The organism is Exiguobacterium sp. AT1b (genome assembly GCF_000023045.1).
In the GTDB taxonomy this organism is placed as follows: domain Bacteria; phylum Bacillota; class Bacilli; order Exiguobacteriales; family Exiguobacteriaceae; genus Exiguobacterium.
Map to the genome: position 1 here is coordinate 2,728,834 of NC_012673.1, position 21,053 is coordinate 2,749,886.

Annotated in this window: 26 protein-coding genes; 21 read left to right on the plus strand and 5 right to left on the minus strand. The window is 46.9% G+C overall.

Annotated features, from left to right (window positions below):
• The first annotated feature begins 54 nt into the window (after positions 1 to 54).
• The gene (gene fabI / locus EAT1B_RS14090; protein WP_015881230.1) at positions 55 to 828 is read left to right on the plus strand and encodes an enoyl-ACP reductase FabI; all 774 of its coding nucleotides are present in this window, start codon (positions 55 to 57) and stop codon (positions 826 to 828) included.
• An 83-nt stretch (positions 829 to 911) separates the two neighbouring features.
• Positions 912 to 1,100, plus strand: coding sequence for a hypothetical protein (locus tag EAT1B_RS14095; protein ID WP_015881231.1), 189 nt, complete (start codon positions 912 to 914; stop codon positions 1,098 to 1,100).
• Between the two features lie 2 nt (positions 1,101 to 1,102).
• Here the strand turns inward: EAT1B_RS14095 and EAT1B_RS14100 are convergent, their stop codons facing one another.
• Positions 1,103 to 1,612 carry a YjcG family protein gene (locus EAT1B_RS14100; protein ID WP_015881232.1) on the minus strand — a complete coding sequence of 170 codons (510 nt, stop codon included), beginning with the start codon at positions 1,610 to 1,612 and terminating at the stop codon, positions 1,103 to 1,105.
• Between the two features lie 175 nt (positions 1,613 to 1,787).
• On the opposite strand from EAT1B_RS14100, the gene EAT1B_RS14105 reads away from it, so the two are divergent.
• Genes EAT1B_RS14105 through EAT1B_RS14120 form a run of 4 tightly spaced genes read left to right on the plus strand, consistent with a single transcriptional unit; the run spans position 1,788 to position 3,658 of the window.
• Complete coding sequence (locus EAT1B_RS14105; RefSeq protein ID WP_015881233.1) at positions 1,788 to 2,333, plus strand: phosphatidylglycerophosphatase A; 546 nt, start codon at positions 1,788 to 1,790, stop codon at positions 2,331 to 2,333.
• A complete protein-coding gene (locus EAT1B_RS14110) occupies positions 2,333 to 2,920 on the plus strand; it encodes a phosphatase PAP2 family protein (protein WP_015881234.1) in 588 nt (195 codons plus the stop codon). Before EAT1B_RS14105 ends, EAT1B_RS14110 begins: the two co-directional genes overlap by 1 nt.
• On the plus strand, positions 2,917 to 3,453 hold the full coding sequence (locus EAT1B_RS14115; protein WP_015881235.1) for a hypothetical protein: 537 nt from the start codon (positions 2,917 to 2,919) through the stop codon (positions 3,451 to 3,453). Before EAT1B_RS14110 ends, EAT1B_RS14115 begins: the two co-directional genes overlap by 4 nt.
• Positions 3,446 to 3,658: a hypothetical protein gene (locus EAT1B_RS14120; RefSeq protein ID WP_015881236.1), complete on the plus strand. Its 213-nt coding sequence runs from the start codon at positions 3,446 to 3,448 to the stop codon at positions 3,656 to 3,658. The genes EAT1B_RS14115 and EAT1B_RS14120 overlap by 8 nt, the downstream gene beginning before the upstream one ends.
• A 60-nt stretch (positions 3,659 to 3,718) precedes the next feature.
• Here the strand turns inward: EAT1B_RS14120 and EAT1B_RS14125 are convergent, their stop codons facing one another.
• Both EAT1B_RS14125 and EAT1B_RS14130 read right to left on the minus strand, forming a co-directional pair.
• Positions 3,719 to 4,006, minus strand: coding sequence for a hypothetical protein (locus EAT1B_RS14125; RefSeq protein WP_015881237.1), 288 nt, complete (start codon positions 4,004 to 4,006; stop codon positions 3,719 to 3,721).
• A gap of 272 nt (positions 4,007 to 4,278) precedes the next feature.
• Positions 4,279 to 5,010: a hypothetical protein gene (locus EAT1B_RS14130; protein ID WP_015881238.1), complete on the minus strand. Its 732-nt coding sequence runs from the start codon at positions 5,008 to 5,010 to the stop codon at positions 4,279 to 4,281.
• A 149-nt stretch (positions 5,011 to 5,159) separates the two neighbouring features.
• Between EAT1B_RS14130 and EAT1B_RS14135 the strand changes: the two genes are divergently transcribed.
• The 8 genes from EAT1B_RS14135 (at position 5,160) to nadE (ending at position 10,743) form a co-directional block, all read left to right on the plus strand.
• Positions 5,160 to 5,735 carry a GNAT family N-acetyltransferase gene (locus tag EAT1B_RS14135; protein ID WP_015881239.1) on the plus strand — a complete coding sequence of 192 codons (576 nt, stop codon included), beginning with the start codon at positions 5,160 to 5,162 and terminating at the stop codon, positions 5,733 to 5,735.
• The gene (locus EAT1B_RS14140; RefSeq protein ID WP_015881240.1) at positions 5,732 to 6,451 is read left to right on the plus strand and encodes an alpha/beta fold hydrolase; all 720 of its coding nucleotides are present in this window, start codon (positions 5,732 to 5,734) and stop codon (positions 6,449 to 6,451) included. Before EAT1B_RS14135 ends, EAT1B_RS14140 begins: the two co-directional genes overlap by 4 nt.
• A complete protein-coding gene (locus EAT1B_RS14145) occupies positions 6,438 to 6,998 on the plus strand; it encodes an NADPH-dependent FMN reductase (protein WP_015881241.1) in 561 nt (186 codons plus the stop codon). The genes EAT1B_RS14140 and EAT1B_RS14145 overlap by 14 nt, the downstream gene beginning before the upstream one ends.
• 68 nt (positions 6,999 to 7,066) lie before the next feature.
• A complete protein-coding gene (locus EAT1B_RS14150) occupies positions 7,067 to 7,306 on the plus strand; it encodes a hypothetical protein (protein ID WP_015881242.1) in 240 nt (79 codons plus the stop codon).
• An 83-nt stretch (positions 7,307 to 7,389) separates the two neighbouring features.
• Complete coding sequence (locus EAT1B_RS14155) at positions 7,390 to 8,481, plus strand: virulence factor (RefSeq protein WP_015881243.1); 1,092 nt, start codon at positions 7,390 to 7,392, stop codon at positions 8,479 to 8,481.
• A 245-nt stretch (positions 8,482 to 8,726) separates the two neighbouring features.
• The gene (locus tag EAT1B_RS14160) at positions 8,727 to 8,921 is read left to right on the plus strand and encodes a hypothetical protein (protein WP_015881244.1); all 195 of its coding nucleotides are present in this window, start codon (positions 8,727 to 8,729) and stop codon (positions 8,919 to 8,921) included.
• A 98-nt stretch (positions 8,922 to 9,019) separates the two neighbouring features.
• Complete coding sequence (locus EAT1B_RS14165; protein WP_015881245.1) at positions 9,020 to 9,817, plus strand: BsuPI-related putative proteinase inhibitor; 798 nt, start codon at positions 9,020 to 9,022, stop codon at positions 9,815 to 9,817.
• Positions 9,818 to 9,927: 110 nt separating this feature from the next.
• Positions 9,928 to 10,743, plus strand: coding sequence for an ammonia-dependent NAD(+) synthetase (nadE, locus tag EAT1B_RS14170; protein WP_015881246.1), 816 nt, complete (start codon positions 9,928 to 9,930; stop codon positions 10,741 to 10,743).
• A 42-nt stretch (positions 10,744 to 10,785) separates the two neighbouring features.
• Here nadE and EAT1B_RS14175 read toward each other — a convergent pair whose 3' ends face one another.
• The gene (locus EAT1B_RS14175) at positions 10,786 to 11,172 is read right to left on the minus strand and encodes a disulfide bond formation protein B (RefSeq protein WP_015881247.1); all 387 of its coding nucleotides are present in this window, start codon (positions 11,170 to 11,172) and stop codon (positions 10,786 to 10,788) included.
• A 108-nt stretch (positions 11,173 to 11,280) separates the two neighbouring features.
• On the opposite strand from EAT1B_RS14175, the gene EAT1B_RS14180 reads away from it, so the two are divergent.
• From EAT1B_RS14180 to EAT1B_RS14200, 5 genes are all read left to right on the plus strand, one after another.
• Positions 11,281 to 12,159: a LysR family transcriptional regulator gene (locus EAT1B_RS14180; protein WP_015881248.1), complete on the plus strand. Its 879-nt coding sequence runs from the start codon at positions 11,281 to 11,283 to the stop codon at positions 12,157 to 12,159.
• Positions 12,156 to 13,277 (plus strand): N-acetyldiaminopimelate deacetylase, encoded by a 1,122-nt coding sequence (locus EAT1B_RS14185; RefSeq protein ID WP_015881249.1) that lies wholly within the window; start codon positions 12,156 to 12,158, stop codon positions 13,275 to 13,277. The genes EAT1B_RS14180 and EAT1B_RS14185 overlap by 4 nt, the downstream gene beginning before the upstream one ends.
• A gap of 259 nt (positions 13,278 to 13,536) precedes the next feature.
• The gene (locus tag EAT1B_RS14190; protein WP_015881250.1) at positions 13,537 to 14,925 is read left to right on the plus strand and encodes a cytochrome ubiquinol oxidase subunit I; all 1,389 of its coding nucleotides are present in this window, start codon (positions 13,537 to 13,539) and stop codon (positions 14,923 to 14,925) included.
• 14 nt (positions 14,926 to 14,939) lie between these two features.
• Positions 14,940 to 15,971: a cytochrome d ubiquinol oxidase subunit II gene (locus EAT1B_RS14195; RefSeq protein WP_015881251.1), complete on the plus strand. Its 1,032-nt coding sequence runs from the start codon at positions 14,940 to 14,942 to the stop codon at positions 15,969 to 15,971.
• Between the two features lie 130 nt (positions 15,972 to 16,101).
• Complete coding sequence (locus EAT1B_RS14200; protein ID WP_015881252.1) at positions 16,102 to 16,764, plus strand: TrkA family potassium uptake protein; 663 nt, start codon at positions 16,102 to 16,104, stop codon at positions 16,762 to 16,764.
• A 79-nt stretch (positions 16,765 to 16,843) separates the two neighbouring features.
• On the opposite strand, the gene EAT1B_RS14205 is transcribed toward EAT1B_RS14200, so the two are convergent.
• Positions 16,844 to 17,632, minus strand: a complete 789-nt coding sequence (locus EAT1B_RS14205; RefSeq protein ID WP_015881253.1) for a Cof-type HAD-IIB family hydrolase — start codon at positions 17,630 to 17,632, stop codon at positions 16,844 to 16,846.
• A gap of 201 nt (positions 17,633 to 17,833) precedes the next feature.
• On the opposite strand from EAT1B_RS14205, the gene rnjA reads away from it, so the two are divergent.
• Positions 17,834 to 19,501 (plus strand): ribonuclease J1, encoded by a 1,668-nt coding sequence (gene rnjA / locus EAT1B_RS14210; protein WP_015881254.1) that lies wholly within the window; start codon positions 17,834 to 17,836, stop codon positions 19,499 to 19,501.
• Between the two features lie 61 nt (positions 19,502 to 19,562).
• The gene (locus EAT1B_RS14215) at positions 19,563 to 21,020 is read left to right on the plus strand and encodes a phospholipase D family protein (RefSeq protein ID WP_015881255.1); all 1,458 of its coding nucleotides are present in this window, start codon (positions 19,563 to 19,565) and stop codon (positions 21,018 to 21,020) included.
• Positions 21,021 to 21,053 lie beyond the last annotated feature (33 nt).

Genomic DNA, 21,053 nt, shown 5'->3' on the forward strand with positions numbered 1-21,053 from the left:
TTCTGTAATCTGAGGACAGATATTATCACCAGGTACTAAAAAGGGGAGTTTATGATGTCAATTTTTCCAACATTAACGAATAAAACGTACGTCGTCATGGGGATTGCCAACAAGCGCTCGATTGCATGGGCTATTGCCAAAACGCTTGATGAGGCAGGGGCGAAGCTCGTATTAACGTATGCGGCAGAACGATTCAAATCAGGTCTCGAGTCACTCGCAAGTGAGTTGAAGCAAGAAGCGATTCTACTTGAGTGTGATGTGACGAATGACGAAGCGATTGATTCAACATTCCGTTCGATTCACGAACAAGCGGGCGAGATTCAAGGAATCGCGCATTCGATCGCATTTGCTGACAAAGAAGCATTGCGCGGTGAGTTCTCAGAAATGACACGTGGTCAGTTCGCGCAGGCATTAGACATCTCAGCATATAGTTTGACGGCAGTTGTGAAAGCGGCGAAGCCTTACTTCGCACAAGACGCCTCGGTGATCACACTCACTTACCTCGGCGGCGAGCGTGTCGTTCCGAACTACAACTTGATGGGTGTCGCCAAAGCGGCACTTGATTCGAGCGTCAAGTATTTGGCGAACGAATACGGTCCACATGGTGTGCGTGTCAATGCTATCTCGGCGGGGCCGATTCGTACATTGTCAGCCAAAGGGGTTGGTGATTTCAACAGTATCCTTTCTGAGCTTGAACAGAAGGCGCCATTGCGTCGAAACGTTTCGGCGGAAGAAGTAGCTTCGACAGGCCTCTTCCTCCTCTCGGGGATGGGAAGTGGCGTGACCGGCGAAGTCATTCACGTAGATAGCGGATACCATATTTTATAAGTTTGGGGTATGGCGCAGTGATGCGCCATTTTTGTATTACCTCGTGAATAAATCGGGTAAGGACCTATGAAGGAGGTCAGATCATGGGTCCCTATCAGATTGATTTTACTGTCGTACAATACGTCAACCGACAAGTCCAGCCATCAGGTCGAGCAAGCATCGAACCGGTGACACGAATCAAACGTGTCCAACGAATCCGACCTCGACGTGAAGAATGGCTTGAAGAAGAGCAAGAAAAAAACCCCGGTCGCTATGTCGACCGGAGCATATAAGGTTAGCCTCGGAAACGGAACGTCTCATAGACGTTCCATGTTTCATTTTCGAGTTCATACATGACGGCCATACGAGTGATCGTCTCTTCGAAATGAACCTGCTCCATACGCATACGTTCGAGGACGTCGAACAGCTCGGCATCGGTCAAATCTTGACCAATCGTGATGTGCGGCAAGAATTCATATTTCGGTGTTTGGTTGAGCACACCTTCATGCAGTCGTTGCTGAAGAGTCGACAAATCACGTGTCGGTAACACTTTTAAATACAAGACATTGTTCGTCGGTGCGAAAGACCGAACGCCATCGACTTTTAACTGAATCGGTTTAGTCGAATCCGCAACTTGTTGCAAGTACTCGAGTACTTTCGGCAAGTCTTCTTCTGACACCTCTGTCCGCTCTTTAATGGTCACGTGAGGTGAAATCAACGCATATTTTGTGTCATAGCGTTTTCGATAAGAGTTCGCAAAATCTTGCACTTGTTTAGACGGAAATAAGACTACCCCAATCTTCATTCCTCTTCCCCCTTTAATCGTTTAACCTACATGTTAATGATGACCGATTTAATGTGGGAAGTCAAAGCAGGGTTCGTCTTTTTTCAATTTTTCAGTATAATGGTTATATCATATAGAGAGACGATGACTCTCTGAACGAAGGGATGTGAAGCGGGATTTCGATCCTGCGCCTATTATGAAACACGTACCACACTCACGTGACGTCCGAGAAGCGGCTCGTGCTCGTTTGCTCGAACGCGGGGTCACGATTGAATCGATTGCTGAAATCGTATACCAGATGCAGGCACCTTACTCGCCGCATCTTTCTTTAAAAGATTGTATGGATTCTGTCGAGGCGGTTCTTGACAAACGTGAACTACAACATGCGATTCTTGTTGGTTCAGAGCTCGACATGTTGGCTGAAAAAGGCCAATTATCTGAACCGCTTCTGTCGATTATCGCCTCAGACGAAGGTTTATTTGGAGTGGACGAGACGATTGCGATCGGTGCCGTCAACACATATGGTTCGATTGCCGTTACGACTTTCGGATACTTAGACAAGGCAAAAATCGGTATCATCAAACAACTCGACACGAAGATGGATGATGGACAAGTCCATACGTTCATGGACGATCTCGTCGGTGCCATCGCTGCCAACGCTTCAGGACGATTGGCGCACCGATTGCGAGATATGGTCGATTTCGGAGAAGAAGAGATGCGTGAAAGAAAAGGGTTGTATTGATGAAGTGGACACCGCAAATGGTGGTCATCACCGGGACGGTCGCTTATGTGATCGTGTCGGTGTTTGTCGTTTTAGGGGCGGTCGATCCGATGAACACATTCGTATATGAATGGTTACAACCGCTACCGGATCGAGTGTTTGCCTACGTGACAGAGCTCGGGAGTGCACAGGTCATTGTGGGGCTCTCCATATTAGGGTTGTTGTTTTGGTATTGGCGCGGGGACCGTATCGAAGCGTGGCGACTAGCGCTCGTTGGAATTGGGACACTCCTGTTTACCCAGGTGCTAAAGCTCGTCTACGGAATCGATCGACCGCTCATTGATGCATCCCTCGATGCAACGACATACAGTTTTCCGAGTGGACACGCCTCAGGGTCGCTGGCCCTATATGGATTGACAGCTTATGTACTGTATCGAAAGAAACAGTCGAAAGTCGTCATCTTCATTCTCTTGTGCCTCGTCCTTGCGGTTTCGCTCAGCCGTGTCATCTTGAACGTTCATTACTTTAGTGATGTGCTCGGCGGTTGGCTCGTTGCGTTGACGATGATTGCATTGTCTGAATGGATCATAAGGAGGAGAACGGCTTGATCGTTGTGGTAGATGTAGAAAAATGGTTATTCGTTCAAAAAAAAGAAGCGGATGAGGCATCAGTTCCCACAATTTTAGTGGAAAAAGATCGAGATGGGGCGACGTGGTTCACCTCGATGAAAATTTTGTTTCAGTTAAAGAAATGGACGAGCCGACGTCGCTTTGTTCCCCTTTTACTGTGTGATGAGCAGACCTATCGCGCATATGAAGTATTTCATGTCGATGCTGTGCCATCATTGGCTCTCCTCGACGGGGGACGGACGTTACTAGTGGACAATAAACGAGATGAGTCGTTTGATGTTGTGCTACGGGAAAGTGGATTGGATACAGAAAAATCGATTTTATTGTTCGCACTTCAATATATTGAACAGATGACGAATGAACCAGTCGCTTTTGCCGGTGATGAGTCGATTGATGCGACGCGGATCGTCCCGGCAACATTGTTAGATAAGACGGATCGCTTAGAATCCGGACGACGCCTGTTCGAATGGATGCATGATGAAGACTTACGTAAGGAGAATCAACATGACTGATTGGGAAAAGACATTTCAGCAATTGTTGGACGGACAAGTGGATGAAGTGAACGTACCACGCGAAGACTTTTTATCCGTTCGAACCATTTTGATTGAGAAAGGTTGGCTCTTTCAAGTAGTAGGAGAGGCCAAGCACGGTGGCGTGACGATTTATCGCAGAAACCCGGTCACGACGAATTCATCATTGGAAGAGACGAAGGAATGAAATGACTTCAGTCAAAACAACAAGGTCTGCCTCCCAAATGGAGAGCAGACCTTGTTTTGTTTAAGCGTTTGAAGCGAGTTTGATTTTTTGTCGTTTCATCTTGTGTAGTAACCAAGCATAGAGGACTTCACAAGAGTTGTGAGGAAGGGTCAGCTCCACAAGAGGGTGAGCGTGACCAAATATAGTGAAGCGCGAATGGTCTTCGTCGAGCAGAGAGACTTGAATATCCGTCGCATCCTGTAGTGAAATGCGTTGTTCCCCTGCGTGAGCATCTTTAAGTTTCAGCATTTTTCCATTCGTCGCAAACTTGGTGAACGATGAGACTCCTTGTACTTTCAGTTGTTCCATTTCGTGTATCTATCCATCGCGTGATGAATAGATTTTCACCTCGCTTTCTCTATATTGCCTTCCATTCCTCCAGAAGGTTATTCCTAGTATAACGCCTCGTTCGAAAAAGAAAAGTGTTAATTTAACAAAAAATTAAGACAATTTGTTATCAATTTTTAAGAATAGCGTTCAACCCTGTCCAGTATAGGCATAAGGTTGAAACAATCGGTCTGAAAATAACAAAAAAGAACCTCGTTTCCAGAGGTTCACAACTATTCATTGCATGTATGACCTTATAATCGTTCAATCTGCCATGTACGACGACGGTACAACAATTGCCCTTTTAAGGCGATGGATTCTTTCTTCGCATCGAAGTCTTCTTCAAGAACAGACATGTCTTCATAACGGCCCGCTACATAGAATGAGATGACGATTTGTCGATTAAACAAACTGCGTTTCGTATGATCGAAATCGATGATCAGACCTTGAGGTGCCAAATCGAGTAATTCATCGATGACGGGAAGTGGAATCGGAACAAAACTGATGTTACGAATGTCACGATCAAGTTTACTTTGCAACATGTTTTGGACGAAACGATTGATTGTCGACCAATCGCGAATATAAAGACTGCTATGTCGATCGTTTGCTTCATTGAAGAACACAATCTCATTATCGAGCGAATCCAAGAACGGCTTCTTGATTCCGCGTTCCATATGACTTAAAAACAAGATTTCTGCAATTTCATGATCGGACAGCGTTTCGAGCGTATTGTAGTCCGGAAAATCGATCGCTGTAAACGTTGTTTGGTTATTCAAATACTTAGACGAGAACGAAGATAGTTCGTGCGCTTCAATATAACGGAAACGCGACCTCGAGGATTGTCTCATCCCTTTGATGTCCGTTCGACAAATAATCATCGGTCTCGTCACGGAAAGCGCTTCTGTTACATCCGCCAACGTCACACCATGCAGTGTGAAGCGTTGGACGTCCCGGTCTTGCTTCAAATAAAAGAGTTGTTTTGACATATGGTATCCCCTCAGTTTGACATACTACGATTATAGTAGCAAAAACACGTGTTTTCTGCCATCTTGAGACGGTACCAGAGGGTTGAGTTCGATACATTTGGGAAAATAGAAGTATAATTGAGGAAACGAATAGGAAAGGCGGGTTCCACATGTGGGGATTAAAACGTAGTTTTCCTGAGCTCGCTACGCCCCGGTTTATCCTGCGAGAGCTAGAACCGCGTGATGCTAGAGCACTTTATACCATTTTATCCACTGAGGAAGTGATGCGATATTATGGGTCGGACCCGTTGCTTGCCGTCTATGAGGCGAAGAACGTGATCGCTTACTTTAAGGATCAATTTCAGCAAGGGAAGGCCATTCGTTGGGCGATATGCGATCGGATGACGAACGAATTGGTCGGAACGATTGGATTTCATAATTGGACGCCCCAATACTATCGCGCCGAAATCGGGTTTGAGGTTTCCCCTCATTATTGGAGACAAGGGGTGGCTTTCGAAGCTGCTTCAGCTGTCATCCAATACGGTTTTGAAGAATTCAAGTTTCATCGAATCTCTGCGTTGGTCGCACCAGGGAATGAAGGGTCGAATCGACTCGTTCAAAAATTGGGATTTATTGAAGAAGGACTTCTACAAGATTATGCATATAGCCATGGCCGATTCATGGATTTGACGATGTATCGGCTACTCAAAACAGAATGGGAAGAAAAGGAGCACTCGATGATATGAAAGCACTCGTATTGCTACATGGGCTGTGCGGTTCTCCAAAGTACTTTGAACAGTTGGAACCGTTATTGAATGCCGAAGTTCACGCGCTCACATTACCTGGTCATGCCGGGACGGACGTGGGACCAGAAACGATGGATCAATTTGCGGACTGGGTCATCGGAGAAATTCGTCTTCGGGGTCTTGACCGTCCGCTCGTATGTGGGCATTCTTTCGGAGGCTATGTGACGACTAACCTCGTGCGTCGCTATGGAACAGAAATATCGGGATTTGGATTGATTCACTCCACGGCGGCCGCTGATACAGAAGCGGCGCGGGAAAAGCGAAACGGTGACATCCATCAAGTCATCGAAGAAGGGATCGAGCCGTTTATTGACGGAATGATTCCAAATGTCTTCTCAAGCGATTCCGACCCGGCGCTCATCCAACAAGCGATCGCAATCGGATATGAAATGACGGTCGAGGGAATCGTGAACGCGCAACAGGCAATCCGCGATCGTGAAGACGAAGTGGACACCATCGAAACGACTGACCTCCCCGGCCTATTCATTTACGGCTCAAAAGACCCGAATATGAATGAAGAGCGGGCGTTTTTAGGTGCGTCACGACATACGAAAGCAATCGTTCCGTTCAGTCATATGGGGATGATGGAAGCCCCTGAAGAAGAAGCGAAAATCGTGAACGAATGGATGCGGGAGGTAGAACATGGAAAAGTATAAATTAATCGCTATGTCAGGAAGTCTTCGCAAGAAATCTTTCAATACCGCTCTTTTGCATTCGATCATTGAACTGGCTCAAGAGGATTTCGACATTGAAGTCGTCTCCATCGAACTTCCACTGTTCAATGACGATTTGATTGATCCGGATGAACCGGAAGTTGTGGCCGCATTGAAGCAAGCTGTTCGGGAAGCTGATGGGTTATTGATTGTCACGCCTGAATATAACCATAGCATCCCGGGCGTCCTGAAGAATGCAATCGACTGGCTTTCGCTCGAGCCGGGAACGCCACTTCGGGATAAACCGGTCATGATCGCCGGGGCCTCGCCGGGCATACTTGGAACCGCCAGATGCCAAATCCATCTCCGACAAGTATTTGCCACAAATCGTGCAAATGTTTTACCGGGAAATGAAATTTTCATCACGCATTGTAAAGAAAAGATTGATGATAGCGGGTTGCATGATGAGAAGTCGATTAATCAAATCAACAAAACATTATTGGAATATCGTAAATGGATTGAGTTTTGGAAGCGTAACGCAAAAAAATAACTTGAAGTCGCTCATATTGTTTGATAGAAAGGAATTGTGAAAACAAACACAAGAGGAGCGACACCAAAATGGAAACTTACATCGAACTGTACAATGGCGGCGAATTGGGTGATCGGGCGGTAATGAACGATGGGATGACATTTGGACGGATGACGATTGTTGAATTGTTCTATCAATCCAATCATATTTTTGGTTACGTGAAAGAAGATGGTGAAAAACGTTTCTTCCTTGAACCGATTTCAGAGGACGACACGTTTACTGTGGATGGGACGACGTATTCACTCCAACAGTTTATCGCGTTGTTTTAAGTAAATAGATGGTTAATTGAACGCAAGCGACTCGCTTGCGTTTTTTTGTCATTTTCGTCACGATGAAGAGTGAGGTGATGAGGATGAAACTAGTAGCAATCGAACCGACACCAAGTCCGAATAACTTGAAAATCATTGTGGACCCTCCGTTTGAAGGGAGAGGCACAACGTACGACAAAGCGAGTACGGATGCCCCAGCCATCATTCAAGAAATCATCGGGCTTCGAGGCGTCAAATCCGTTTACGCCGTGTCTGATTTTCTCGCTGTCGAGCGACATCCGAAACATGATTGGCATGACGTCATGAATGAGATCCGACGGGCGTTCGGGGAACAAGTTGAGGAAGTCGAATCCACAAAGATGGATACGGACTATGAACCGGTCCATGTATCCGTCCAATTCGTGCTCGATGTACCGATGCAATTAAAACTCGTCAAAGGGGACGAGGAAAAACGAATCGGATTGTCGAAACGATTCGTCGATGCAGCGATGGAAGTTCAAGCACAAGTGAAGAATGTCATTCAAGACCGTCGTTGGGTAGAACAAGCCCCACGCTATGGTGAATTGGATGAAGTCAGTGTCGTCGCACAAGAAGAATTGGAAGCGGCGTATCCTGAAGAGCGCATCGAGCGGATCGTGGCCCGGGCGTTTGGTCGTGAAGCGGATTTCGAGGCGAACGCGAACCATCTGCAGTCGGATAATTGGAAAGATCGGATGGCCTTCTTGGATGAACTCGAAATCCAACATGAAAACATGCCTTATTTCCGTCGTGCCTTGGAAGATTCCGTGATGGCAATCCGTCGACAGGCGGTCGTCATGATCGGGATGTTTGAAGAGCGACGTGAGGAATATGTCACATATATCGAACAAGCCTTAGTGGACGCTTCTCCTATTGTGCGGCGGACGGCTGGGGATACGGTCTCCGACTGGGCATTACCTCAGTCCCAACCTTCCATGATTGAGGCGTTAAAGGATAAAAACAAACTCGTACGTTGGCGAGCGGCTCGTTTCTTATTCGATTGTGGAGATGAGCGGGCTGTACCTGCCTTGTCGATTGCGGAGGAAGACCGCGAGTTCGAGGTCTCTTTACAAGCGCGACTTGCGAAAGAGCGGATCACGAGCGGCGAGACAGCACTCGGGACAGTATGGCAACAAATTTCGAATCGGTCGAAATGAGATTTCGTTCGACATGTATTGAATCAAATTGATTTACAATTTAAGGTAAAGAGGAGCGTCTGTAGTACGGATTGCTCCTTTTTTTCATGAAATCATATGCACATTTCCCCAATTGACTAACATTTGATGTAGACGTTTCGACAATAGGTAAAATGTCGTTGTTGTGCTGTCGAACGATAGGACATATATCTTGGTTTAAGATTGGTACACTAGGTTTATCACAGATGAACAAAGGAGCCATACTTATGATATTGTTTGCAGAAACGCCTGAACTTGTAGCTTATAAGGAAGTAGTAGGAGAAACGATGGTCGTCACGTTTGAGTCGATGCACAGTGAGACGTTCTCTATCACGGCTCAAGTCCGGTCTGATCTCGATATCGCAGATTCATTGTTCATGACCGGTTGGCAACAATACATGGAACAAACTAAAGTTTCGTAAAAAAGGTAAATAATATAAGGAAAATCATTACAAACGTCTGCACATTGTATACACTAGTGCTATAGACGTTTTTTATTTTGTTGAGGAGAGTGGGATTCATGAAGAAAACTTGGTTGCTCGCCGTAGTGACGGCAATCTTATTAGTCGTAGCGGGATGTGGGAAAGAAGAGGCGAAACCGAGTCAAGTAAACAGTGATTCGTCTGAACCACCGGCTCCATTGACGCTCGACACGGAAATGGCATACGATGCGTCGGCAAAAACGTTATCAGCTACGATTTCGATGACAAACCCAAATGAGGAAGCAGTCGATGTAACGTTTAATTCGTCGCAACGTTTTCAGTTAGTTGTCAAAAAAGGGGATCAAACCGTATTTGATTACGGAAGTGATTATATGTTCACAGAATCTGTAATTGAGGAAAAGTGGGAAGCGAATGATAAAAAAGTATTCGACGAAGTCTTCCCATTGACATTAGAACCAGGCGAATATTCGGTCGAAGTGATTGGGCTCGGTCAAGTTGACGGGGCACCTGAAATTGCTGTGACAGATGAGACGACGTTCACCGTTGAATCTGCTACAACAGAAACTCCGGATGAAGGTACGTCAGAAACACCGGAAGAAACGCCTGCAACAGAGCCGCAGTCGGACGGCGCGTTCCGTGATGTACAAATTGACTTGAATGACACGATGATTCAAGTGAGCGGGTATACGGATGAGGTCGAGTTTGAGTGGTCTGTATCAGACGGACATAATGTTTACGCTCAAGGTGCAGCCGAAGTGACCGGCGGTGGTTTCTCGTTTGGGGTATTGCTCGATGAAGCACCGGCGAAAGATCAACCATTGTTCTTAGAGATGACACCAATCGGTGGAGAGGTCACATCATTTAAAGTTCAATAAAACCATGGCGGAAACTGTTGTTTCCGTCTTTCTTTTTGAGACGCTAGTTGACGGGGTATAAGGATTATCAGACAATAAAGCAAAATGAGAGCATAGTGGGAGGGTAATCCATGCAACAACATATCATTGAATCAACACATGTCAAACCGACCATCAACCCGAAAGAAGAAATTCGTCAACGTATCGACTTCTTGAAAGCATATGTGAAACGGGCTGGTGCGAAAGGACTCGTCTTAGGGATCTCAGGCGGGCAAGACTCGAGCCTTGCCGGAAAGCTATGTCAACTCGCCATGGAAGAGCTTCGAGAAGAAACGGGTGACGAGTATACATTTTATGCAATCAGATTGCCGTATGGTGAGCAACACGATGAGCATGACGCGCAACTTGCGCTTGAGTTCATTCGTCCGGACAAATCGTTCACTGTCAACATCAAGCCTGCTGTTGACGCGTCGGTAGAAGCGTTTCACCGTGCAACGGGCCTCGAATTGAGTGACTTCCATAAAGGGAACACGAAGGCACGTGAGCGGATGAAGGCACAATACGACATTGCGGCAACGTTCGGTGCCCTTGTGGTCGGAACGGACCATGCCGCAGAATATGTGACAGGATTTTATACAAAACATGGTGACGGAGCTTGTGACCTCACGCCGTTGACCGGCTTGAACAAACGTCAAGGGAAAGCACTTCTCCATGAACTTGAAGCGCATGAGCGTGTGATTTATAAGGTGCCGACGGCCGACCTTGAAGATGGGCGCCCTGGACTACCTGATGAAGTCGCGCTCGGTATGACATATGATCAGCTGGACGACTATTTGGAAGGGAAGACAATCGATCCGACAATCGCCGAGCGAATCGAGACGATTTTCAAACGTTCACGCCACAAGCATCATATGCCTGCCTCGTTGTACGACGAATGGTGGCAATGAAAAAAGGAGGAGCTGTCTCGAGACAGCTTCTCCTTTGTTGTCTCACGCTTTTTTAAGTGGGATGAACTGAATGATCAGGATGCAGGTGAAAGCGATGAAACTGAGGAGTGGGATGGTGACGAATCCAAAATAGTTGACCCAACGAATCAGGCAGTCGTTCGTACAGAAGGCTTCACCATTCGGGATCCGTTCTAAAATGACATGATACAGACTGATACACCATCCGGCACCGGCCATAATCCCTACGAACAAGCGGTTGACGTCTCGTGCGGTCAACATGATAGTCAGGTAGTAGATGGCTAGTGGATACATAAAGATGCGTTGGAACCAACACAGCTTACAAGGTAAAAAGAGCATGACCTCTGAAAAATAAAGGCTGCCGAGCGTCGCGACGGTCGCGACGATAAAGGCGAAATGATGACGTTGCATCAGATTTCCTCCTAACAATCAAATTGATGATTAAACATGATATGATACATTGAAACAAATACTTATTCAGTATACAATCTTTCAAACGATAGAGAAACAGGTGACGTGATGCAAGTTTCGGAAGTAGAAGTGTTAATTATTCTTGCGGAAGAATTGAATATGCGTAAAGCAGCCGAGCGATTGTTTGTCTCACAACCAGCGCTCAGTCAACGGCTCGTAACCATCGAACATCAGTGGGGGAAGAAGATTTTCGTTCGCTCCACAAGAGGGCTCGCATTGACGCCAGATGGAGAGAAAATCATCGAGTTCGCCAAAAAGATGTACAGTGAAGAACAAGAACTAAGGGGCGAACTGACGGCCAACCAAGGAGAAGTGTACGGGACGTTGAAAATTGCCGTCGCCTCCATCATGGGACAGTATTGGCTACCCAAGGTATTGAAGACGTTCGTCGAACGCTATCCGTCCGTCCGTGTCAAATTGGTCACCGGATGGTCGAGCGAAATGATGCGTTACATGCTCGAAGAGAATTTTCATATCGGAATCATCCGAGGAAATCCGGATTGGCGAGGGGAACGGATGAAGTTGTTCTCTGATTCCTTGCATTTGGTCGATCTGAAAATGACCGACCTCTCTCAACTAAAAAACAACGAGCGCTCGTTTATTCAATTCAAGAGCGACTCGACGTATTACCAGGAAATATTAGAGTGGTGGCAGGAACGGTTTTCGAGCCCGCCTCTGACGACGCTGGTCGTCGACCAAATCGAAACATGCAAACAGATGGCGTTACACGGAATCGGGTTCGCGATTCTTCCGGAATCGACCATCAAAGATGTGAACGAGATGAATAAGACTCCATTGACGTCGTCGGGTGGCGTGCCGCTCGTCCGGGACACGTGGATGCTTTCAACAGAATCGATGTTGGAGCTGGCGCAAGTCCAGGCGTTTTGGAAAATCGTCGAAGAAATTACGAAGGAGACTGAGTTATGAATTGGGCAATTGAAGCGAGAAGACAGCTGCATTTAATTCCGGAAGCCGGATATGAAGAGTTCAAAACACAAGCGACACTTGAGCAATTGATTCGATCGCTCGATTCGTCACGTGTTCATATCACGCACTGGCGAACAGGTCTTTTCGTCCGGGTAGATGGTCTCGTCGGTGAGAAGACGATTGGATATCGAGCCGATATGGATGGACTGCCCATCACGGAAGAGACGGGGCTAGAGTTCGCATCGATTCATGAAGGCATGATGCATGCATGCGGACATGATGTGCACATGTCAATCGCACTTGGATTAATTAAACGAGCGGTCGAGGAACCGCTTAACCATCACCTTGTCGTCTTTTTCCAACCGGCCGAAGAGGGACCGGGTGGTGCCGAACCGATGGCGAAATCAGAATTGTTCTATCACTTCCGTCCGGATGCATTGTTCGGCTTACATGTCGCGCCTGAATATCCTGTCGGCATGGTCGCCTCACGACCGGGCGTGTTGTTCGCGAGTGCGCGAGAGCTCCATATCACCATTCATGGAAAAGGGGGGCATGGTGCTTTCCCTCACGCGGGAATTGACGCTGTCATCGTTCAGGCCGCTCTCATCATGCAACTGCAAACGATTGTGTCTCGTAACATTGACCCGATGGGAAGTGCGGTCGTCAGTATCGGAAAAGTCGCAGCAGGAACGAAAGAAAATATCATCGCTGATACGGCCAAACTGGATGGAACGGTCCGCGCCTTGTCTGATAAAGAAATGGTCGTGCTTGAAAGCCGGATTCGTCAAATCATCGCCGGAGTCGAGATGACGTATAACGTACAAATCGACCTTGAATTCGGCAATCGGTATCACGAAGTCGTCAATGACGAACGTTATCTTTATCAATTCGAGGAAGCGGTTGAAGAGATCGGCTATTCTTATAAAACATGTGTCCCTGCCATGACGGGTGAGGATTTTGGATATATGTTGAAACAGGTCCCTGGATTTATGGTTTGGTTAGGAGTGAACGATATGGGGTCTGGACTCCATCAATCGACACTCAACCCGGATGAACGTTCGATCGAAGTGGCCATCGATCTTTTCGACCATTACTTCCGAACTGTCATGATTCAATAACACGAAGCGGTCTCGATTGAGTCCGCTTTTAGTGTGCCCAAAAAGGAGTGAACGAGTGAGAAAAAGGGAAAGATTTATTCATGTAAAGCGACGATTTTGTGGCGATTGCTCAAATGTGAACATTTTGCGAACTCGAGCATTGAGACATTACAGCGCAATATAAAATCATTATGATGTAAGTATCGAAGGGTATTCATCTGTGATTGTCGTTTCATACATGGGTTCGAAGCGATAGAGAGAGATAGGAGGTAATCAATAGATGTTTCAAGATCCTGTCCTGATGAGTCGAGCATTGACGGCACTCACATTAGGTTTTCATGTGATTTTTGCCACACTCGGCGTCGGGGTTCCACTTTTAATTTTATTGGCAGAATTTTTAGGAATTCGTAAAAAAGACCCGAAATACACGCTCATGGCTCGACGCTGGTCGCGCGGCTATGTCGTGACGGTAGCGGTTGGGGTTGTGACGGGTACGGCCATCGGTCTGCAACTTTCACTCCTATGGCCGAACTTGATGCGCGTTGCGGGTCAAACGATTGCGCTCCCGCTTTTCATGGAAACGTTCGCCTTCTTCTTTGAAGCGATTTTCCTTGGTATTTACTTGTACACGTGGGATCGATTTAAAAATCCGTGGCACCACATGCTTCTCGGGATTCCGGTTGCCGTCGGTGCATTGTTTTCAGGGTTTTTTATCACAACGGTAAACAGTTTTATGAACCAGCCTGTAGGGTTTGATATTGTCGATGGTCGATTGGCAAATGTCAGCCCGCTCGAAGCGATGTTCAGTCCGGCCATGCCGACGAAAATGGCACACGTGTTGACTTCGGCTATTTTAACATCCGCGTTCATTCTAGCTGCGATCGCAGCCGTTCAGTTGTTACGTCAACGCCGAAATCAACTCGACAAGATGTCAATCGAGTATCATAAGAAAGGTCTTCGTCTGACGATGACGGTCGCTTTGATCTTTGCGATCGCGACAGCGCTCGTCGGTGACTTCTCAGGTAAATATTTGGCTAAGTATCAACCAGATAAATTAGCAGCTGCAGAATGGCATTTCGAAACCTCCTCCGAGGCCGAATTGATTTTGGGCGGATGGTTAGAAGATGATGGGCAAGGTGGCTATGAAGTTCGAGGCGCCTTGAAGATTCCTTACGCCCTCTCTATTCTTGCAGGTGGTGTCCCGAACTATGAAGTGACGGGTCTCAATGAATTTGCGAAAGAAGATCAACCGCCGCTCTTCGTTCACTATCTATTTGATGCGATGGTCGGAATTGGGATGCTTCTCGCGCTCATTTCCTTCCTGTTCGTACTCGGACGCTATATTAAACGTTTGAACCAGTTCAGCAAGCCGATGCTCTTTGCGATTGCAGCCGGTGGACCTCTTGCCATGGCGGCGATTGAGTTTGGGTGGTTCTTCGCAGAGTTTGGTCGTCAACCTTGGGCGTTATATGAGTTGATGCGTACGAGTGAGGCAGCTACGACATCAGCGAACGTCGGTTGGATGCTTGTCGCTTTCGCGATCCTCTACGCGGTACTCGGAACAGTGACTGTGGTTGTCCTATCACGCCTGTTCAAAGAGAATCCGGTAGGAAAAGAACTAAAACAATCCGAGCATCGTGGTGAAGCGATGTTTGCGGATGAAGTGTGATCGGAGGGTATGACATGCAAATTCAAGAATTAGGGATTGCCGTCTTATGGACGTTTCTATACGGCTACCTCATCGTCGCATCGATTGACTTCGGTGCAGGCTTCTTCGCTTTCTATAGCCGCTATACGAAACGTGATCACTTAGTGAACCGTCTCGTCAAACGGTATTTGTCACCGACATGGGAAGTGACGAACGTATTCTTCGTGTTCTTCTTTGTCGGGATTGTCGGATTCTTTCCGGACACTGCTTATTACTATGGTACGGCCTTGCTCGTTCCAGCGTCTGTCGTGTTAATCTTGCTTGCGATTCGTGGTAGTTTCTATGCGTTCGCTAACTATGGGTCAAAGGAAAGCACGCTCTATATGTTCCTCTATGGGGCGACGGGACTACTCATCCCAGCTTCGATGTCGACGGTCTTAACTGTCAGCCAAGGTGGTTTCATCACGGAGACAGAGAACGGTGTCTTCTTTGACGGGGCGAAGTTGTTCACCAACTTCTACTCGTGGACGGTCGTCATCTTGGCGATTGTCTCCGTCCTCTATATTAGCGCCATGTTCCTCTTGTTCTATGCGGACAAGGCACGTGACCAAAATGCCGTCGAACTCGTTCGGAAATGGGCTCTATTTTGGAGCGTCCCGACAATTATCGCATCGGGTCTCGTCTTCTTTGGGTTGAAGTCACAAGCTGCGTGGCACTACGAAAGCATCCTAGGAGGGAACTGGTGGTGGTTTGCGATGAGCTTCTTGTTCTTCGTCATCGCCGTCTCCTTCGTGTATATGAAACGAAATTACGGGATTGCCTTCTTGATGGTCATGGGTCAGTTCTTCATGGCATGGTTCGGCTACGGATACTCTCACTTGCCATACATCCTGTATCCGTATATCGACATTAATGGAAGTGTCGTCAACGAGTCGATGGCGGTGGCACTTGTCATCGTATTCATCTTAGGGTTGCTCCTACTCGTTCCGGCGCTCTATCTCTTGCTCCGTTTGTTCTTGTTCGACAACGACTACGTACGAGGGAAACGCTCGAGTGGAAAAGCATAATGGCAAGAACGGGATTTCCTTGATTTAAAGGGAATCCCGTTTTGTTTTTTATATAGAGTTTTGAAGTGGAATCAGTTACACTGAACGAAGAATCAAGAAGAGAACATGTGTAGGAAAGGGATGTAGCATCATGACAGGTGAATTTGCAGTCATCGGGTTAGGACGATTTGGAGGGTCGATCGTCCGAGAATTGTCTTCAAATGGATATGACGTCCTCGCCATCGATTCAGATGAGGAACGTGTCAATGAGTTTATGGGATTGGCAACCCATGCCGTGATTGCCGATACAACAGATGAGAATGTGTTAAAGAGTTTAGGGATTCGTAACTTTGAACATGTGATCGTCGCCATCGGGGAGAATATTCAAGCTTCCATTTTGACGACGTTGATTTTAAAGGAACTCGGTGTCCAAATCATCACGGTCAAGGCGACGAACGATTACCATGAAAAAGTACTCCGTCGAATCGGGGCGGATAACATCGTCCACCCTGAGCGTGATATGGGCGTTCGAATTGCCAATGGATTGATGAGCCAAAGTATCCTCGACTACCTCGAATTATCGAATGAACATTCGATTGTCGAAATTAAAGCATCGGACAAGTTATCGAACAAATCCCTCATCGATTTGGACTTGCGAGCGAAGTACGGGGTGAACATCGTCGCGATTCGTCGCGATGACGATGTTCTGATTTCTCCTCAAGCGGATGAGATGATTTTATCGGAAGATATCCTGATCATCATTGGGAAGGATACCGATTTGGATAGACTAGAGCGCACTCTTCGTTCGAGATAAAAGAAAAGACCTTTGGAGCGATGCCGCGATCGTTGAATCGATTGATCCAACTCGACGGTTTGACTCCGAGGGTCTTTTTTTAGATGAGCTTCATCGCCTTTAGGCCGTACTCAATCCCATCTTCAAGGATGGATTTCGTGACGAAATCCGCCACGTCTTTCGCTTCGGTGCGACCATTGCCCATGGCGATTCCTGTCCCTACATACTGAAGCATGGCCAAGTCGTTCAATGCATCTCCGAAAGCATACGTATTCTCCAGACGGTAGCCGTTGGTCTCAATAAAGTGACGGATGCCGTCTGCTTTACTGGCTCCTTTATTGATCACGTCCATCGCATGAGGGTGCCAACGGATAAAATCGAACTCACGATAAGCATTGATGTAATGATGCTCGTCTTCAGGCGTGCAATACAGTAACGTCTGATACACATCCTCTTCTGCGTGGAAGTTCGGTTCGAATGAAGGGATCGGCATGTCGAGTTCGCCGAGCGATTGTTCAACGATGGCGTCATTCGGTCTTGAAGCACCACCACGGTCCTGACCCAAATAGACGAGTGTATGGTCATTTGAAGAAGCGTGCGTCGTCAAGCGACCGAGTGCATCTTTCGAGAGCGTGTTACGATAGACAATTTCACCTTTGTGCACGACAATCTGACCGTTGTAACAAACGAGACTATCAATCCCGACACGTTCTGGGATGTCGGATAGCATGGCCGGTCCTCGTCCCGTCGCGATGAACGTCTCGACGCCGTTTGCCTGAAGTGCTTGAATCGCTGAAATCGTGGAAGGCGGGATATAACTACCTTCATGTAAAAGCGTGCCGTCAATGTCGAAGAAAACAACCTTTTGATCTTCCATTTGATTCACCATTCTTTCTCTTTATCTAAAAAAATATGTTTTCTGAACCCACTAAAAGGATAACACGAAATAGGGAAACTACCACGAATATCACATCGTTAGTGAAATATTGTCATGATATGAGCTATAATGAAAAAAGAATCTTACGGGCATATTCGAGAATCACTTATGTTTCACATAGATGTATTAATAATTGAAGTAAGGAGAGATTAAATGAAGTTTGTTAAGAACCACCAAACAGCCGTGTTCGCATTGGGCGGACTCGGAGAAATCGGGAAGAACACATATGTTGTTCAATTCCAAGATGAAATCATCGTCATCGATGCGGGAATCATGTTCCCAGAGGATGACTTGCTTGGAATCGACTATGTGATTCCTGATTACTCGTACTTGATTAAAAACAAGGACAAAGTAAAAGGGGTATTCATCACTCACGGTCACGAAGACCATATCGGGGGAATTCCATTCTTATTGAAGCAAGTGCAATTGCCGATTTACGCGACGAAGCTCGCGCTCGGATTGATCAAAGTTAAACTTGAGGAGCATGGGTTGCTTCGTGAGGCGGAGCTCCATGAGATTGATGAGGATTCACTCATCAAATTCCGTAAGACGAGCATCTCGTTCTTCCGCACGACGCACTCGATTCCGAACTCACTCGGTGTCGTCGTCAAGACGCCACAAGGGAACATCGTCCATACCGGTGACTTCAAGTTCGACTTCACTCCGGTAGGCGAGCCGGCAGACCTTGCCAAGATGGCGGAAATCGGAAAAGAAGGCGTACTTTGTCTCTTGTCCGATTCAACAAATGCAGAAGTGGAAGGCTTCACGATGAGTGAGAGCGTGGTCGGTGGGACGATTAGTGAGACGTTCCGGAAAGCGGACGGTCGAATCATCTTTGCGACGTTCGCATCGAACATCTATCGTTTGCAACAAGTGGTCGATGCGTGTGCCGAGACAGGTCGTCATCTCATGATTTTCGGTCGTTCGATGGAGAAAGTCATGACGATCGGACAAGAACTCGGTTTCATCAACGTGCCAAAGGGTATGATTATTGAGGCGAATCAGATGCGTCACTACGACCCGAATGAAATCGCGATTCTTTGTACCGGATCGCAAGGGGAACCAATGGCAGCGCTCAGTCGTATTGCGAACGGGACGCACCGTCAAGTGTCAATCATTCCTGGGGATACGGTCATCTTCTCTTCTTCTCCAATCCCAGGTAACGCCATCTCGGTCGGGAAGACGATTGACCAGTTGTATAAAGCGGGAGCGGATGTTGTCTACGGTAAGTTGACGAACATTCACACGTCAGGTCACGGTTCGCAACAAGAACAGTTGTTGATGATTCGTCTTCTGAATCCGAAATTCTTCATGCCGATTCACGGCGAGTACCGTATGTTGAAAAAGCATGCTGAGCTTGCTGAATCGGTTGGAATCCCGAAAGAGAACAGTTTCGTTATGGATAATGGCGAAGTGCTTGCTGTCGACTCGGAGTCGGCTGCGGTCACTGGTAAAATTTCTGCGAACGCTGTGTATATTGATGGGAATGGAATTGGTGATATCGGGAATATAGTATTAAGGGATCGCCGAATTCTGTCTGAAGATGGACTTGTTGTCGTCGTCATCAGCATCGATGGCAAGACGCGCAAACTCGTCTCAGGACCGGATATCATCTCACGTGGATTCGTCTACATGCGTGAATCAGGTAGTCTGATTCGTGATGGCGAACGATTGTTGAAGAAAACCGTCGAACAAGGATTGTCCAATAAGCAGATGAAGTGGTCGGAGATGAAACAACTCGTTTCAGACACCCTCACACCTTACTTGGCACAAAAGACGCGGAGACACCCAATGGTCCTGCCGATTATTATGGAAGTATGATCTGACGGGCTGTAGGAGACTACAGCTCGTTTTTTTCACCGCAAATGAGGAGGGGGAGCTTATGTCGAAGAAAAAGGGAAAGAAAGGGTGGCTGAAATGGGGAGCCGCAATCATTGCGGTCATTTTTCTCATCACGCTCGTTTATCATCAAGTCAAACCATTACCGGAAGGCGTGTCGAGACAATCTGAACCGTATCTCATCACAGATGACCAAATCGATTTTCTTCATGATTTGACCTATCAAGGGGAAGATACAGAGATTGTCGAACAGGAGATATTTAGTGAAGTTGAACGAGCGATACGTGAGGCAAAAGAATATATCGTCATGGACTTTTTCTTATTCAATCCTTATTCGAATGAAGACCGACAATATCCGGACATTACATCGCGCCTATCTTCAGTATTGCTTGAGCAAATGGAGCGGTACCCGGATTTGAAGGTCGTCTTCATCACGGATGACATCAATACCACGTATAGCGGTCATGTTTCTGACCACTTTGATGTCCTAGAGGAAGCGGGAGTGGAGGTCGTATATACAAACCTCGATGCTCTTCGTGACCCGAATATTTTATACTCCACGTTTTACCGAATGGCGCTTCAATGGTTTGGGGATAGTCAAGACGGATGGCTACCGAATCCGATGGCCTCTTCGGCACCGGACATTACGGTTCGTGCTTATTTAAGGTTGCTCAACATCAAAGCGAACCATCGGAAAGTGATGGTCACCGAGAATGAAGGCTTTGTACTTTCCGCTAATCCACATGATGCCAGTGGATATCACTCGAATGTCGGTGTCCATTTAAAAGGACCGATTTTAAAAGAAATCGTTGAAGGTGAGCAAGCGGTCGCGACGTTCTCGAAAGGGGATGCACGGCGCTTCCCAGATGATGAAGCGTTGTCGAAGATTGAAAATGCGCCGAGCGAGGCACCGATGGAGATTCGTTATGTCACGGAAGGGAAGATTCAAGAGTCGGTGCTCGATGCAATGAATGGGGCGGACGATGGGGACACCATTTGGATCGGAATGTTCTATTTGGCAGATCGGAATATTATCCAAGCAATCGAGGATGCCGCCGGGCGCGGGGTGAAGGTGAACTTGATCCTCGATCCGAACACGAATGCCTTCGGTCGATCGAAATCAGGGTTACCGAACTTACCGGTGACGGCAGAACTGAACACCGTCAACCCGGAGCAAATCGAGATTCGCTGGTATGATGTCGGCAAGGAACAATATCATCCAAAAATCCTGTATGTGGATGGTGAAGAAAAGACAGTTGTCTTAGGTTCAGGGAACTATACGACCCGGAACATGAACGATTACAACCTAGAGGCAGACGTCGAAGTGACAGGAGATGTAGATACAGCCTTCTTTGATGAAGTGGACGAGTATTTTAATCGTCTATGGAACAATGAGAATGGCACGTATACGGTAGCGTATGATGAGATTCAAACCGATCTCCCAATCGGAAAGTATATGATGTATTGGCTCCAAAAAGTCACATGGACGATGACGTATTAAAAAACAGCTATCCTCAAAATTTGGGGATAGCTG